The organism is Confluentibacter flavum, assembly GCF_002843175.1.
Classification (GTDB): Bacteria; Bacteroidota; Bacteroidia; order Flavobacteriales; family Flavobacteriaceae; genus Confluentibacter; species Confluentibacter flavum.
In genome coordinates, this window is record NZ_PJEO01000052.1 from 35,227 (window position 1) to 52,071 (window position 16,845).

Annotated in this window: 15 protein-coding genes; 10 read left to right on the forward strand and 5 right to left on the reverse strand. The window is 28.7% G+C overall.

Features of this window, described 5'->3' with window-relative positions; translation table 11 throughout:
* The first annotated feature begins 86 nt into the window (after positions 1-86).
* From CSW08_RS14775 to CSW08_RS14785, 3 genes are read left to right on the forward strand one after another with little or no spacing between them, the layout of a single operon-like run.
* Positions 87-1,637 carry a lipopolysaccharide biosynthesis protein gene (locus CSW08_RS14775; RefSeq protein ID WP_106660644.1) on the forward strand — a complete coding sequence of 517 codons (1,551 nt, stop codon included), beginning with the start codon at positions 87-89 and terminating at the stop codon, positions 1,635-1,637.
* A gap of 10 nt (positions 1,638-1,647) precedes the next feature.
* Positions 1,648-2,745 (forward strand): glycosyltransferase family 4 protein, encoded by a 1,098-nt coding sequence (locus CSW08_RS14780; protein ID WP_106660645.1) that lies wholly within the window; start codon positions 1,648-1,650, stop codon positions 2,743-2,745.
* A gap of 14 nt (positions 2,746-2,759) precedes the next feature.
* Positions 2,760-3,866 carry an O-antigen ligase family protein gene (locus CSW08_RS14785; RefSeq protein ID WP_106660646.1) on the forward strand — a complete coding sequence of 369 codons (1,107 nt, stop codon included), beginning with the start codon at positions 2,760-2,762 and terminating at the stop codon, positions 3,864-3,866.
* A 126-nt stretch (positions 3,867-3,992) separates the two neighbouring features.
* Here the strand turns inward: CSW08_RS14785 and CSW08_RS14790 are convergent, their stop codons facing one another.
* A complete protein-coding gene (locus CSW08_RS14790) occupies positions 3,993-4,574 on the reverse strand; it encodes a serine O-acetyltransferase (protein ID WP_106660647.1) in 582 nt (193 codons plus the stop codon).
* Positions 4,575-4,898: 324 nt separating this feature from the next.
* On the opposite strand from CSW08_RS14790, the gene CSW08_RS14795 reads away from it, so the two are divergent.
* The 7 genes from CSW08_RS14795 to CSW08_RS14825 all read left to right on the forward strand — a co-directional run bounded on the left by CSW08_RS14795 (position 4,899) and on the right by CSW08_RS14825 (position 13,052).
* Positions 4,899-5,984: a glycosyltransferase gene (locus tag CSW08_RS14795; protein WP_106660648.1), complete on the forward strand. Its 1,086-nt coding sequence runs from the start codon at positions 4,899-4,901 to the stop codon at positions 5,982-5,984.
* 99 nt (positions 5,985-6,083) lie between these two features.
* Entirely contained in the window at positions 6,084-7,199 is a 1,116-nt protein-coding gene (locus tag CSW08_RS14800; RefSeq protein WP_106660649.1) for a glycosyltransferase, read from the forward strand.
* Positions 7,200-7,440: 241 nt separating this feature from the next.
* Entirely contained in the window at positions 7,441-8,598 is a 1,158-nt protein-coding gene (locus CSW08_RS14805; protein ID WP_106660650.1) for a glycosyltransferase family 4 protein, read from the forward strand.
* A 91-nt stretch (positions 8,599-8,689) separates the two neighbouring features.
* Positions 8,690-9,847 (forward strand): glycosyltransferase family 4 protein, encoded by a 1,158-nt coding sequence (locus CSW08_RS14810; protein WP_106660651.1) that lies wholly within the window; start codon positions 8,690-8,692, stop codon positions 9,845-9,847.
* A gap of 289 nt (positions 9,848-10,136) precedes the next feature.
* A complete protein-coding gene (locus tag CSW08_RS14815) occupies positions 10,137-10,751 on the forward strand; it encodes a sugar transferase (RefSeq protein ID WP_106660652.1) in 615 nt (204 codons plus the stop codon).
* Positions 10,752-10,755: 4 nt separating this feature from the next.
* Positions 10,756-11,814: a hypothetical protein gene (locus CSW08_RS14820; RefSeq protein ID WP_157831513.1), complete on the forward strand. Its 1,059-nt coding sequence runs from the start codon at positions 10,756-10,758 to the stop codon at positions 11,812-11,814.
* Positions 11,811-13,052: a GNAT family N-acetyltransferase gene (locus CSW08_RS14825; RefSeq protein WP_106660654.1), complete on the forward strand. Its 1,242-nt coding sequence runs from the start codon at positions 11,811-11,813 to the stop codon at positions 13,050-13,052. Before CSW08_RS14820 ends, CSW08_RS14825 begins: the two co-directional genes overlap by 4 nt.
* A 34-nt stretch (positions 13,053-13,086) precedes the next feature.
* Here CSW08_RS14825 and CSW08_RS14830 read toward each other — a convergent pair whose 3' ends face one another.
* The 4 genes from CSW08_RS14830 to CSW08_RS14845 all read right to left on the reverse strand — a co-directional run bounded on the left by CSW08_RS14830 (position 13,087) and on the right by CSW08_RS14845 (position 16,844).
* Positions 13,087-14,178, reverse strand: coding sequence for a GNAT family N-acetyltransferase (locus CSW08_RS14830; RefSeq protein ID WP_106660655.1), 1,092 nt, complete (start codon positions 14,176-14,178; stop codon positions 13,087-13,089).
* Positions 14,179-14,197: 19 nt separating this feature from the next.
* Positions 14,198-14,866: an HAD family hydrolase gene (locus tag CSW08_RS14835; RefSeq protein ID WP_106660656.1), complete on the reverse strand. Its 669-nt coding sequence runs from the start codon at positions 14,864-14,866 to the stop codon at positions 14,198-14,200.
* Entirely contained in the window at positions 14,856-15,821 is a 966-nt protein-coding gene (locus CSW08_RS14840) for an ATP-grasp domain-containing protein (protein WP_106660657.1), read from the reverse strand. The genes CSW08_RS14835 and CSW08_RS14840 overlap by 11 nt, the downstream gene beginning before the upstream one ends.
* Positions 15,822-15,884: 63 nt before the next feature.
* The gene (locus tag CSW08_RS14845) at positions 15,885-16,844 is read right to left on the reverse strand and encodes a hypothetical protein (RefSeq protein ID WP_106660658.1); all 960 of its coding nucleotides are present in this window, start codon (positions 16,842-16,844) and stop codon (positions 15,885-15,887) included.
* Position 16,845: the final 1 nt, after the last annotated feature.

Consider the following 16,845-nt stretch of genomic DNA (forward strand, 5'->3'; position numbering starts at 1 on the left):
TATAAACATAATTATTTTAGTATAAATAAAACTTATTCAAATATTTTCTTATAATTATAAGAAATGAACACTAATAAAGTATTGAAATGTCAAGAGTCTCCAAATCTATAAAAAATGCTAAGGTTGGCGTATTTTTTTTCTTGATATCAATTGTTGTGCAATTCTTTTCAAGAAAAATATTTCTGGATCATTTAGGCGATGAGTTTATTGGTTTGGATGCTACATTAAGAAGTATACTTGGTTTTCTAAATTTAGCAGAATTAGGTATTGGAACTGCTATTGGTTTTGCTCTATATAAACCCATTTTTGATGAAGATCAAAATGAAATTAATAAAATAGTAGCATTATTAGGGGTTCTTTATAAAAGAATTGGCTTCATCATAATTGGATTGGGTGTAATCACCTCTTTATTTTTTCCTTTAATATTTAAGGATGCCCCTTTTTCTCTATTATTAATATATTTTATATTTTATGCTTTATTATCATCTTCTCTATTAAGTTATTTTGTTAACTATCATCAAAGTTTACTAGGGGCAGACCAAAAGGGTTATATAATTCAAAGTTATTTTCAAATATTTAATATAACACGTGTAATTATACAATGTTTTGTTGCTATTTATCTTCAAAATTTCTATTTGTGGATTGCTCTTGAATTAGTTTTTAGTGTAATATATAGTATTGTATTAAGAAGTAAAGTGAAAGAACACTATCCTTGGCTGATATTAAATTCATCCCAAAAAGCTGAAATTATAAAAGAATATCCAGAATTAATAAAAACAATAAAACAGGTATTTATTCATAAAATTAGTGTTTTTGTTAAAGGGGGCACGGATAATATTCTTGTTTACGCCTTAGTAAACTTACAAAGCGTTGCATTCTTTGGGAACTATCAATTAATTTTCCTAAAACTTAGTGGTTTGGTTAAAATGGCATTTGCTGGTACGGGTTCTGCAATTGGTAATTTAGTGGCAGAAAATGATAAAGAAAATATTAATAAAATTTTTTGGGAGTTAATAGCTGTCCAATTTTTTATAGCTGGTTTTTTTAGTATGATAATTTACTATATTATGGAACCTTTTATAATATTATGGCTTGGTGCAGAATACATAATGGCAAACAGTGTTTTGTTACTAATGATAGCCAATTTTTTTATTTACGAGATAAGTACACCTATAGAACGCTATAAAAATGCCTATGGTTTGTATTCTGACACTTGGGCACCAGCAACGGAAGTTATTTTAAATCTTGCCATATCATACTTTTTTGGTAGAATATGGGGTATAGAAGGAATTTTACTCGGAACATTAGTTAGTGCCACACTAATTGTAATAATTTGGAAACCTTATTTTTTATATAAAAATGGTTTTAAAAAAAACGTTTGGCATTATTGGAAAGGCATTATGCCCGTGACAATCGTTTTTTTTATATCTGCTTTTTTAATAAATTATATAGTCAGCCATTTTCCTTATAATAAAAGTTCATCTAATCTAATTAATTGGGCTATTTACTTATTTAAAGTAACATCAATAGTGACACTAATCTATGGTGTTTTATTATTTATATTTATCAAAGGCTTTAAAGTTTTTTGCTTAAGAATGAAAAAATTATTACAACATAAATTATTTACAAATAAATAACCTTTTAGTTTTGAACAATAAAAAAAAGAAAATTGGTTTTGTAATTGGTTCCCTTTCCTCAGGAGGGGCTGAACGTGTTATATCTACGCTAAGCAATGAGTTAATTAATAAATATGATATTGTTATCATTACATTTGTGAAAGACGATCCTTTTTATAGCCTTAATGAAAAAATAAAAGTTATAGCATGTAAAGAAACCATATCTACCCCTACATCAATTTTCCAATCATTAAGACTTAATTTAGAGCTACTAAAAGGAGTTTCAAAGGTTATAAAAACTGAAAAAATAGACATTATAATTGGCTTTATAACCTCTGCTAATATTGTGGCAACACTAGCTGCCAAATTAAATAAAATACCAAGTATTATTAGCGAGAGAAATAATCCAATGATAACAGATGTTCCTAAATTTTGGGTTTTAATGAGGCATTTAGTTTATCCAAAAGCTGATAAATTGATCCTTCAAACAGAGGGTGTTAAAAAATTTTATAAGGATAGAATTAAGTCTAATAAAATAGTTATCCTTCCAAATCCAATCTCTAAAGATTTATCTTCGTTAAGAGATGACAAAGTTAAAAAAGAAAATATCATTCTTACTGTAGGCAGATTAGATAAAAATAAATGCCATGATTTAATTATCAATGCTTTTAAAGGAGTTAAATCTAACGATTGGAAACTTTTAATTGTAGGAGTTGGACCAATGGAAAATAATTTAAAAGAATTAATTAAAATTAGCAACTTACAAGATTCGGTTAAGCTTTTAGGAAAAGTAAAGGATATTCACAAGTATTACAATAGTGCTGGGGTTTTTGTATTTGCTTCTAGAACAGAAGGATTTCCTAATGCGCTATTAGAAGCTATGTATTTTGGTATGCCTACTATTTCTACAGATTGTAATTTTGGGCCATCAGAAATTATTGAAAATGGTAAAAATGGCTATTTAATTCCTGTGGGAGATCAGGAAATGTTAGAAAAAAGATTAAAAACTCTTATTGATAACGAACAACTTAGAGTAAAATTTTCAAAAAATGCAAAACTAGCTACAGAGCGCTTTCACAGCGATACCGTGGTCAAAAAATGGGAAGAAGTAATTAGCTCATTGATTTAATAATTAATGTAAAGATGAAAATATTAAAATTTATAATAGCCACATTAGTTTTACTAAACTTACCATCCATTTTACTAGTTAATACTACGCCTGTAATTGGTAGTTTACTCAGCTACGCTACTATAGTGTTTTTAGCTGTTTATTACATTTTAGAGAAAAAAACGGAACCAAACGGCTGGATGATTGTTTTGGCCTTATTTTATTTTGTAATTTCCAGTTTTCAATATTACGGTACCGATAGTGTTTTCATTCTTAATTGTATAAAGTATTTTATTGTAATTATTTGTGGTTTCGAACTTATAAAAAACATGAGTAAATTAGATATGTTTTTTGTTTTGCTAATTGGAGGATTAAGTATTGGTATAGAAGCAATGTTTTTTCCAAGTAAATTTGGGCGCTATGGTGGTTTTTACATAAACCCAAATACAGCTGGGTTTATTTGCATTTATGCATTTGCCTTAACTTATGGTTTAAACAATCAAATACTTAAACTCATAGGACAATTTGTTTTTACCCTAATGGGACTATTAACATTTTCTCGAACTTTTATTGTTATTTGGATTTTATTAAATTTAATATCTCTCAGAATTAGTATTAAAAACATTAGAATGCTAGGACTAGGTTTCTTAATTGTAAGTACCCTTTTCTTAATTGATGAAATTGTAGGACTAAGCAACCCCAGATTTCAACAACTTAAAAATATTGTCACAAATGAGAAGGTTTCAACCGAAGTAATTAGCGAAGACTCTAGAACAGAAACCTGGGCATTATTTTATGACCAAATATTAGACTCCCCTATTATCGGAAACGGTTGGGGCTCTTTATCAGGAATTTCCTCTATGGGGGTCCATAATTCATTTCTAATGGTTCTTGGAGAATCTGGATTGTTACCATTCTTTATTATGTTAGCGATGTTCTTTGTGATGTTTAGGAGAGGATATATTTATTTTAAATTTGCACCTCATTTAATTATGCAAACAATTGCGCTATTTATGTTTTTATTGGCAAATCATAATTTTTTCAATTTTTATTATATTACATTTTGTACAATGTGGATACAATATCAACTATTAGTAGAAAAGAATAATAAATTATATAATCTACAAGAAATAACATCATAATTGAGTATATAGTAATAGATTTTTACTTGGTAAAAGATAAAATTTATTTTGGGGATGTAACAAGCTATATATTAGGTTCTGAAATTTTATCAAAAAAAATTCATAAAAAAAATCAGCAATAATAGTCTATTCTGTACTATTTGGAATTAATTTACTGATATCTATTTTCTTAATTATCTTAGCTGGTGATCCAGCAATCAATACATTAGGTTCTAAAAATGTTTTATTTACAGATGAGTTAGGGGCAATGGCGATATTATTGCCTATTTCTATATCACCATAAATTTTGACTCCTGGGGCGATATAAACATTATCTCCAATTACGGGTGCTTTTGGATTCCCTCCCGAAGCACCAATATTAGTACAAACATGGATACGGCAGTTTTTACCCACTTTCGTTTTAGAATTAACAACGATTGTTCCATAATGGGCAATAGAAAGGCCTGGCCCAAAAATATTTTCAGGAATTGAAAACCCAAGGCGAATTCCTAATTTCCTAAATCTAACTTTCAATATTACATAAGTGATTTTTCCTATTAAGTCGTTTCTACAATTTTTTAAATACTCCAATTTGCGTAATCTTTTTTGAAAAACCCAAATATAATTAGGCAAAATTATTTCTTTTATCCAATTTGGTTTATCTGGAATATTTAAAGCTTTTCTATCGGCTTTCAAATAATACAGATAGTCTTGTTTTGACTTGATCATAATTAAATTCTTGTTTAGCTTTTAGGCTAAATTAACTTAATATTATAATTTATACTAAATAATTTTATCAAATTAAATCTAATATATGAAAAAAATGTCTATAGTGTTTATTCAATTTTTAAATATAAAATTAAGTTGAATTAGTGTAGATTGAGGCTGTAAAACTACTGTTTGCAGAATAATTTTGATATCCCAATTAAAATAAAAGATATTTGCAGAATATTTAATTTATTTTTGTCGTTTTTAATAATTTTAATCTTTAAAATCCCAGTTGAAAGCGTTAATCTGATTTAGAAAATACTTATAAAATCCCAAAAACAATTAATGAACAATAGACCAAAAAAAAAAATAGTTTTTGTATTACCATCATTAGTGCCTGGTGGAGCAGAAAGAGTTATTTCCTTTATTGCTCAAAATATTGATAAAGAAAAGTTTGAACCCATACTTCTTATTGCCGGTTATCCAAAAGATACTGATTACAGCGTTAAGGATATCAAGTTGATTTATTTAAATAAGTCTAGAGTTCTTTTTGCCATACCGTCTTTTATTTTTTTAATAATAAAAAACAAACCAGATATTGTTTTAAGTTCCATTACTCACGTTAATACAGTAATGGGATTTTTATCAGTTTTTTTTTCAAAAATTAAATTTATTGGTAGAGAAGTAAATGTATTAAGTGTAAAAAAAGAATTTGGGGGGGAAAAGAAATTCTATTCTTCACTTCCACTAGCACATGTCAGTTATAAATTTTTGGATATTATTCTATGTCAGTCAAAAGATATGTATAATGATATGATGCTAAACTACAAAATCCCTCAGGAAAAATTAAGAATCATAAATAATCCAATTACTGACAATTTCAAATTAAAACTTCAAAATGCAGAAAAAACAAATATTGTTAAATTTATAACTGTAGCTAGATTAAAAAAGCAAAAAGGACATGAAAGAATTATTCATGCAATTTCTAAATTGCCTTTTCCTTATATATATACAATTATAGGAGATGGCCCTGAAAATAAGAACATATTTAACTTAATCGATGAGTTAGGTATCCGTGATAAAATTGTCCATATACCTTATACCAATGAAGTTTCTAAATATCTGGCTGAAAGTGATTTATTTCTTCAGGGAGCTTTTGTTGAAGGTTTTCCTAATTGTTTAATAGAAAGTTGTGCCGTTGGTGTTCCCATTATTGCTTTTCGTGCCCCAGGTGGGTTAAACGAAATAATAGAAGAAGGAATTAATGGTTTTATTGCTGATACGGAAAAAGAATATGTTGAAAGTATTATCAAATCAACTACAATTTACCAATGGGATCCACAATCAATAAGTAATTCCGTTAATAGGAAATTTAGTAAAGAAAAAATACTCCAAAAATATGAAGATTTGTTCTTAGAAATTCTTAATTAGTGAAAAAGCAAGATTGTTTTATAAAACCCTATAAAAAGTAGATTTAATTTATATTGGATTGTAAAAAATGATAACAATTAAATATAGCAAAATAAAACTTTGAAAAATAAACGAAAAATTGATTGGTTTACCATAGTCACTTCAGACACATTTGGTGGTGGTGCAGAACAGCATCAAATAAATATGTTTCATTATTTAGTCAATAATGGAAAAAATTGCTATGTAATTTGTCTCTCTAAAAGAAATATGGGTTGCTGGGACTTTATGGAAAAAAAAGGCACAGTTAAATATCTTCCATTTGGTAATAAATATGTGAAATTTGCTTTTTTACTACTTTTTCCTATATTATTATATGTTTTCTTAACGAAAAAAATATCATATAGCTTTAGTACTCAAACACTAATCAATAGCTCTATTGGTTTTTATAAAAGACTTGGTTTTTTGAAAAAAACCAAAATAATTGTTAGGGAATCTAATTCCATCTTTAAACTGATGTCTGGACTGAAATTAAAAAGATATGTTATAGGTTATAAAGTTGGTTATCCTAAAGTTGATTTAGTTATTTGTCAAACTGAATTTATGAAAAATCAACTAATAGAAGGACTACCTTGGTTAGCTAAAAAAGTAAATATCTGTGTAATTGACAACCCCATTAATCTTGAAATTATAAATCAAAAAGCAAGTGAAGATATAGATGGCTTAAATAACACTGAATTTATAGTGGCAGCAGGATCTTTACATCCAAAAAAAGGATTTGATATACTAATAGACTCATTTTCTCAATTCCACATGGAATATCCTTCTCTTAAGTTATATATACTTGGTGAAGGAGAAAAAAGGAAAGAGTTGACTGAACAAATTAAACTATTAAAATTAGAAGATAAAATAGTTTTAAAAGGATTCACAAACAATGTGTATCCATATTTTAAATATGCCAAACTATGTGTTATGTCTTCAAGAATCGAAGGATTTCCAAATGTTTTATTACAAATGATGTCTCAAAATCATAAAGTGGTTAGTACTCTCTCAGCTGGTGGTATTGACAATATTGAAGGATTAATTACATGCCCAGTTTTAGATGCCCAAAAACTTAAAAAGGCCATGATACATGCATTAAATACTAATACAGAAAAAAATAGAGAATCCTTTGATTTGTTTTTAGAAAAAAGAAATTATAAATCTTTTATAGATGAAATTGTGAGACATTTAAATTAATAAACAAAATAAAATTTATATTTTCTTTTTAACCAACTAAAAGTGATTTCATAAATATATTAATTGATTGAAATTAGCTATGTTAAGAAAAAAATAACAAACAATAATTTATGAACATGAGAACATCTTTAAAGCTATACGATCACTTCTATTTCCAAAGACAAAATAAATTAATAGAATAAACCTATAATATTTCATTAAAGAAAGTTGAATTATAGAAGAAATCAAGCCCCAAGAACTAATGAAAAAAAAAATAATTCGGTCAGCTACAGTTTCAGGTTCCCTTAGTAGTTTGTTGCAAGGACAATTACGTTATATGTCACAATATTTTGATGTAATAGCAGTTGCCTCGAATGGTAAAAACAATGAACTTTTAAAAGTGTCTGAACAAGAAGGCATCCCAACCTATGCTGTTGAAATGACTAGAAAAATAACTCCTTTTAAAGATTTAGTTGCTGTTTGGAAATTATACAGACTATTTAAAAAAGAAAAGCCATTTATTGTTCACTCCCATACCCCTAAGGCAGGAACTTTATCCATGATTGCTGCAAAATGGGCTAGTATTCCCCACCGTTTACATACCATTGCAGGACTTCCTTTAGTTGAAGCAACTGGTTTTAAACGCATTATACTAAATACTGTTGAGAAAGTAACTTATGCCTGTGCTACTAAAATATATCCTAACTCTTATGGATTGGTAGATATTATTCTAGAAAACAAGTTTACATCTAAAGAAAAGTTAAAAGTAATTGCCAATGGGAGTTCTAACGGTATTGATACGTCGTTTTTTGACCCTACACTTTATACAGATAATACTACTAAACTTAAATTTAGAGCAGAGTTGGGCATATCTAATAATGATTTTGTTTTTATTTATGTTGGAAGATTGGTGACCGACAAAGGTATCAATGAATTAATCATTGCATTCAATAAACTATACAAGCAATACAATACAATAAAATTATTGCTAGTTGGCCCTTATGAAAAAGCATTAGACCCACTAAAAATAGATACTATAGAGATTATTAATCATAATAGCAATATTATTTCTACAGGATGGGTCAAGGATGTTAGGCCTTATTATTCAATAGCAAATGTACTAACTTTCCCTAGCTATAGGGAGGGTTTCCCAAATGTTGTAATGCAAGCTGCAGCTATGCAATTGCCTTGTATTGTTACAAACATAAATGGCTGTAATGAAATTATCAAACACAATGAATATGGAATTATCATACCTATCAAAGACGAAGTAGCACTATACGATGCCATGATTCATGTTTTTAACAATCAATCTAAATATAAATCTATGGGAATTAACTCTAGAAAACACATACAATCCTATTTTGAACGCAAAGTTGTGTGGAAAGCCATTTTGGATGAATACACACAATTATCATAAAACAACATTGATTATAATATTTTTAATTAAATTGATATGGATAATTAGGAAAGATATCTTTTATTTTGAAATAAAAATTCAGCATTTATAAATGAGAAAAAAAAGAATTCTAATGGTGGCTTCTTCTGAAGATTCACTAGTATCTTTTAGAGGCGATTTTATTAAAAATTTGATAAAAAGTGGCTTTGACGTTTTTGTTGCAGCTCCAGATTTTACCCATAAAAGATATCCTACAGTTATTGACTATGGTGCCAAACCTATACATTATAAATTGCAAAGAACTAAATTAAATCCGTTTAAAGATATGGCAACCATTTTGGAGTTAAAACGGATTATTACGCAAAACAGCATTGATTTAGTATTTCCTTATACTGTTAAACCGGTTATTTACAGTTCGATAGCAGCTAACTTTTGCAACGTTCCTGTTATTTCATTAATCACCGGTTTGGGTTTTACATTTACAGGTTTAACGTTTAAGGCAAGAAGGTTACAAACCCTTAACGAGTTTTTATATAAAATATCCATTCGTAAAAATAAAGTCATTGTTTTTCAGAATTCTGATGATTACCAATTGTTTTTGGATAGAAACATCATTGCCAAAAACCAACCTGTTGGCTTTGTGAGTGGCTCGGGAGTAAATCTCAACTTATATAAATACCGTATAAACGACAATACCACAAAAAAGATACGTTTTCTTATAGTTGCCCGATTAATTAAAGAAAAAGGTATCGGTTTATACATTGAGGCAGCAACAATTTTGAAAAAGACCTATCCAGAAGCTGAATTTCATATGATTGGAGATCTTTTTAACACACCTTCTGCCATGAAAGAAGATTTGTTGATAGATTTGCACGATCAAGGAATCATTATGTATCATGGCCAGCAAGATAATGTTCAGGACCATTTATTTAAAAGCGATGTATTTGTATTGCCAACATATTATAGAGAAGGTGTGCCAAGATCCATTCTGGAAGCATTATCGGTTGGATTGCCAATAATTACAACCAATACACCGGGCTGTAAAGAAACGGTGATACAAAACGAGAATGGTTTTTTAATCGAGCCTCAAAATTTAGATGCATTAATAAACGCCATGGAATATTTTCTTATCAACCCTTCTAAAATAAAGGACATGGGTATCAATAGCAGAAAATATGCTGAAGAAAAATTTGATGTTAACATCATTAATGCTAACTTATTGAACATTATAGATAGTGTTTTAAATAATGACAAAGATGAAATTATATAAACCCAATGCACATTTTGATGAATATTTCACACATAAAAAGTGTATTAAGAATTGAATTTTTTAATTTTAGAATAGTTCTCGATACAATTCGCTATGGCGAATCACTCGAACTGACAGGCTAACTAACTATAATACAATTAAGAACCTAGATGTCACTTCGAGTGATTTTCGAAGCATGAGAAAATTGTATCGAGAAGTCATATAACTAAAGTTCTCCATACAAAATTCCGAAAAAGAATTTTACTCGAACCGACATTCAACAACAATAATAAGTTTAAAAATGCACAAAATGTTTTATAAAAATGTCATTAAAAGAATTATGGATTTGGTTATTGCCTTCATAGCGTTAATCCTATTATTCCCTATTTTTTTAATCGTGTTTATTGCTTTGACCATTTCCAACAATGGTAAGCCCTTATTTTTTCAAATTCGTCCCGGCAAGAACGAAAAACTGTTTAAAATTGTCAAATTTAAAACCATGAATGATAAGAAGGATGCTCAAGGTAATTTTTTGGATTTTGATAAACGGGTAACAAAACTGGGAAAATTTGTAAGGAAATATTCCCTTGATGAAATCCCCCAATTATTTAATGTCCTTAAAGGTGATATGAGTTTGATTGGTCCAAGGCCCTTAATGGTTGAATATTTACCTTTGTACAACGACACACAAAAAAGACGTCATGAGGTAAAACCCGGCATTACTGGTTGGGCTCAAGTAAATGGCAGAAACGCCATACTATGGGTTAAAAAGTTTGAGTACGATGTTTGGTATGTTGAAAATATATCGTTGGTGCTTGATATTAAAATTCTTCTGTTAACCATTAAAAAAGTGATTTTTAAAGATGGGGTTAACAGTTCTGAAAGTTTAAACATGACTACATTTACGGGTGGCAATAATGAGTGATAAAATGATAAGAAAAGAAGGAATTGGGTCTTATTATCATTTTGAAAATCATGAGCGTTTTAAGGATTTAACGGTTTCGTTAGATTTAAATTATAACCTATTTTACACTGGCAGACAGGCTCTTTTATATATTCTAAATGAAATAAACAATTCCGGTAACCTATCTAAAATTTGGTTTCCTAATTATTATTGCCAACACACCTTAGCTTGGATTAAAAAATCATACCCCAATATTCATATTTACGACATTAATCCCTTTGAGTTTTCATTTGATGTTGTAAATGTTAGTGAGTTCGCCACTAAAAACGATGTGGTATTAATCAATAATTATTGGGGCTTGAGCAGTATGAAAACGGATGCGGATGATCATGGGCCTACTATTGTTGAAGATCATTCCCATGGCTGGTTAAGTGATGCTTGTTTACATAGTACAGCAGATTATTGTTTTGTTTCATTACGGAAGTCCTTGCCCATTCCATTAGGGGGTATGTATTGGAAACCCAATACAACGAGACTGGAAAATGACTTAAATTTTAAAGCAGACACACATTTTTATAAGATATGGGATACCATGCTGCATGCCATGACATTGAAATCGGACTTCATTGCCGGTGACACAAACAGCAATAGCTCTAAATATTTGCCCCTATTTTATGAGGTTGAGGAAGCCCTCAATATATATACTGATTTTGTACAGTTAACAAAAGAACATAATCATTTTATTGAATCCTACTTGCATTTAGATACCAGAAAAATAAAAGAAACCCATCTAACCTATTTATATAAAAAATTACAGGACACTGCTTATTATAAGATTATAAAAAGATCTGGTTTCACTGCATTTGGTCTCCATTTGCTTTTTAAAGATGAGACGGATTATAATGAACTCAAGCAGTTTTTAGTTGCTAACCATGTGTATCCATCATCCCTTTGGCCTGATAACCATCTGGATTTAGAATGGCGTTATTTTTTAAATATCCATATTGATTATAGATACACTATAGCAGATATGGATGGCATTATTGCTTTAATAGATACTTGGCTTAAAAATAAAATCGCATGAAAAACAACCCGTTTCTTTCTAATATATTTGTGTCTATTTGGTTAAAACATTTTAACGATTCCAAATCTGCATTTACTTTTAAGTTTATAAAAGAGGTTGATTTTGTTAAAAACAAACACCTTCCGTTATATGTAAACGTTGGTAAAAATCTAACCAATGGGATAGCATATGAATTGGATGAAAAAGAAACCGACTATAAGAACAAGGTTTTTTTTATTTATGATATTCCAGAATATTTTGATGTTCACAATCAGTTTCATGGGTCTCTAAAGTTAAAAACTGTAAGGCAGTATGTTGGCTACTTGGCAAACCTAACCAAATATAAAAGTATTGAAGATTATTTGAGTGAACAATTCAGTACGAATAGCCGGTGGAAAATAAAAAAATCCAAACGGCGATTGGAAGCTTGCTTCAATATAAGGTATGGTGTTCTATATGGAAAAGATACCCGTAAAGATGACTTTGATTTCGCCTTTAATTATTTTCATAAACTTTTAGTAAAAAGATTCACCGAAAAACAAATAAACAATCATTATTTATCCCCGAAAAAGTGGACATATTTGCAGGATGTTATCTATCACATGATTTTGGAAAACAAAGCAGCTTTGTTTGTTATTTATAATGATAACATACCCATTTCTGTGTATTTGAATTATGTATCTCCTACTATTTTATATTCTGCCTTACCTGTATTTGATCCAGACTATGCAAAATTTAATATTGGCTATATTGATAATATAAAGCATATTGAATGGTGTATAGAAAATAAAATTGCTATTTTCGATTTTTCGAAAGGTGATTACGATTATAAAAAAAGGTTGGCAAACAAAGCTTATCATTTTGATTATCACATATTATTTGATTCCAAATCCATACTAGCGACAAGTCTTGCCCAATTCATTTTTATATATTTTAGGGGCAAACAATATTTAAGGGATTTAAATGTCAATATTCTATTTCATAAAGCCATCTATTTTATAAAAGGCAAAAAAAATGTCGTAATCCCTTTAGATTATGACAGTATTGAAATTGAAAGCTTGCCAGATGAACATACATTAATTAAAATGGATTTCAATAGTATTTCAAATGAAACCTTCAAGAAATTTTTAATAGATTTCTTATATAAAAAGTCTGAATCAATAAATAATATCTCAATATTTGAAGTTAAAAACTCGAACAATACTTATATTGTTCAGGCAAAAGATTGTATTGAAAAAATTAAATGCCATAGTAAATAGGCTAACCATCTTAGTAAATGTGTTCTTTATATAATTATTGCCTATTTCTAATTCTATAAGCTGGGAAAAATTTTATTTTATCTTGTTTTATGTCCGTATTAATATCATCAAAAATAATATGTGCATTCATTATTTTATCCAATTTATCGTATACTTTTTTATTCACTATTTTTCTACCAGTATAATAAATAACATCATTGTCGTTTGGAAAAAAAGATTTTTTGTAATGATACAGGCTATCATAATCTTCGCGTCCACCTCCCAATAAGTAATATTTAAAATTATTTGCCCTGGCCCACTTCATGACTTCAATCTTTAAAAAATCATTTGGTCGAAAATTAAAATAGTCACCTAAGGTTCCTCCTAGATAAGAATACAGTGTATTACCAGAAATCAATATTAATTCTGTAGAAATGGCTACGTCGTCTTTAAACACAAACGCTATTAAAAAATTTTCTTTACTCAGTTTAATAATGTTTTTGAAATAATTAATATTGTAAAAATAGTCGGTATCGGCCCCTATCCTACTCATCGTTTTTATGTAAATATTATAAAAAGTCTCTATCTCATCATTGGTGATTTCCTTGCTTACAAATTTTGATATTAATTTAGAGCCTAAACTTTTCCTGTAATTATTTCTAACTTTTGGCTTAAAGTTATTCCATTGCGCCTCTTTTTCAATTAATTCTCCTCTAACGTTTATTAAGGTTGGTATTAAAACTCCAGAATAAAATTGATAGTTATGGTCTAAACTAAACCTTATAAACTCAGAAATAATATTATTTTGTTTATACCATGCATCTACTTCTTCCCAAAACTTAATAAGATAGCCTCTAGACATATCTTCATTAAATAATGGCCCGCTATAACCATATGGTGAAATAACATCATAATATGTTTCATTTTGATCTATGTAGGGGACTTTTCTTATTACAAAGGGCATTAAAATTAAAACCTCTTCTAAATCATTTATAAAGGTAAAATATCTCAATTTATCTTCGATAACTTCATTAAAATCGGAGCCCAAAATTTTATAAAATGGATTGATAACATCAAATGATTCTACGATATTTAAATAAGATTCAAAATCATCTTCATTCAATATTTTATTAACTATTAATTTCATTATTTAATCGTTGGTTGGTTTAATTTAATATGGTTTCAATCTCGTTTAGGTCATTAATAACGTAATTAGGTTTGTTAGTAATATCAAGATCAAATGATTGCTTATGGATATTTTCTCCATCATCCATAAGGCATATTGTACACCATTCTAAATGGTTTGGACCTATAAAATCTTTTTTTGTATTATCACCTACATAAACATACCTCATAGAAGTGCCATATTTGTCTACAAAAAATTTAAAATTATTGATATTTGGCTTTTCTGAACCAAATTCTTCTGAAATGATAATATCGTCAAAATAGCTAGATAATCCCAACGCATCAATTTTATTTCGTTGCTGCACACTTCTTCCATCGGTAATCAATCCTACTTTAAATACGTTCTTCTTTAACTTAATAAGTAATTCCATTCGATCCCGCGATAAACAAATTTGAGGTTTATGATTACGATACATATGGATTAAATCTTTTGTACTAACAAGGCTTATCTTATACTTTTGCAATATACTATCGAATACATTCAATCCACTTTCATGATACTGGTTCATTTCAGATAAAATGATGTTAGACGGTATTTTATTTATATTTGAAAGATAACTCGCTATGTCTTTAAATGCTGATTTCAAAAAATCAATTTCTTTATACAGTGTGTCATCCAAATCAAATACCAATACTACTTTACTTTTCATTATTATGAACTAATACTTCATTATCATAACGTAACATTAACAACTGATCTTCCCAATCATCATAAAAATCTATTTCTTGATTAAGTAGGTATTCTTGAACTATCCATTTAGGAAAATTGGCACCAGCTAAATACGATAAAGGATACCCGCCACCAAACCTGGCATTGATTTCAATCCCATAGATCTCATTCGTCTCAATATTCTTAAAAAATTGAGCAGTTAAGCATCCCACGGCCCCTTCAATATGACTTAAACGAGTTCTAATGTACTCTAATAGTGAATTTTTATCTGTAAGCCCTTTATTAACCTCTCCATCCCTAACTTCTATACGTTTTCTTGGAACAACACATTTTAAATCACCTTTTTTATCGTAATATAAATCACAGGTAAATTCTTCAAAACAACTATGATCTAAATATTCCAAAAACATTAATTCCTCATTTTTGAAGTGATATTCCGTTAAATCTTCATGTTTTTTAATAATGAAATTATCTACGCTTCGGCTTCCATTTATAGGCTTAATAAATAAAGGTAATTTATATTCATATTTTGAATACTCCTTTGCCACATTAATATTATTTTCAATAAAAAACGAGTGGGTCACTCTTTTATCCCTTGTAATATTTATAAATTTTGATGAAGATATGATAGGAACTATCCCTTTTTTTAAAAAAGTATTCATGTTTTTAGATAACAATAATAATTCCGTATCAATGGTTGGGATGATTATTTTTATATTATTATCGAGGCATGTTGTAAGAAGTATATTGATGTAATCGTTGTCGTTAATTAACGGTAACTGAAAAGCTTTATCAGACACATGGCAGGCGGCTGACATATGGATGTTAAAATCTGTAGTCATCACTTTTCCATCTGAAACTAATTTTTTAAGTTCCGTTTGAAAGGCTTTAACCAAAGAGACTCTTCTTCCTGCCGATGTAATTAATATATTCATAAAGGGATTTTAAGTTTTTTGTAACTAAAAGTAGTTAAAGGTACATGACATATTCATTACTATTTAAATACTTTTCATTTCTTTTATATAATTAGCAATTAATTCGGCTATTATAGATCTTCCATTATTATTCCAATGCATATCATAAATTAAAATTGGAGGTTTCTTTGATTTCTTAAATGCTTCGGAAAAATCAATGTATTTATAATTATTTTCATTTAAATGGTTTAAAAAAATTTCAGGAGTTTCCTCTGAATCCAAAAGAAAAACAAATCTAGTTTTATCAAATCCATAGGTATTTATTAAACTTTTAAAGTTATCTAAATATTTAGTTTCTGACTCTTTACGTCGTTTATCTTCTTCCAATTTTGTTAACTTAGGAGTTTCCTTTTTTTCATTTGAAAACAATTTCGAAACAAGACCTTTAGGGGCATCCAAAACTCCGATATTGTTTAAGTAAACAAATAATTTAATTTGACGTATGGCTTTATACAAAGGAGATTCCAATACCATACGTTTTTGAACAATATTATATTCTCCCCTGGTTAAATCATTTTCAAATTTAATACCTAAGATAACATAATCAATTAAAGCGAATTGCTCTTTATATTGGCTTATCAAATGTAATTGATCTGCCAAATCATATCCAGCATACCCAAATTCATAGACCTCCTTACCTTCTAGCCTATCTTCAATTTTCTTACCAAGGGAATTATAATAATTTTGATGAAAACCTTCTATAAATGAATCACCAACCAAGGCTATTTCAATCTTATCCTTTGAGGGATTGTACTCTCTATATGAATTATACCCAAAATTATTGATGTGATATTCTGAAAAATTCTGACGCCTATTTCCTGTTACGGAAAATCCATCTTGATTGGGGAGCCATTTTTCTACACCAAACTCATCCACATATCGAACTGGATAATCTTTGGTAAGATGAAAAACCCTTATATAAACTTCTAAAGCTAAAAGTATAAGAATGCTATATATAAAAATTTTAAAAAATAATTTTTTCATT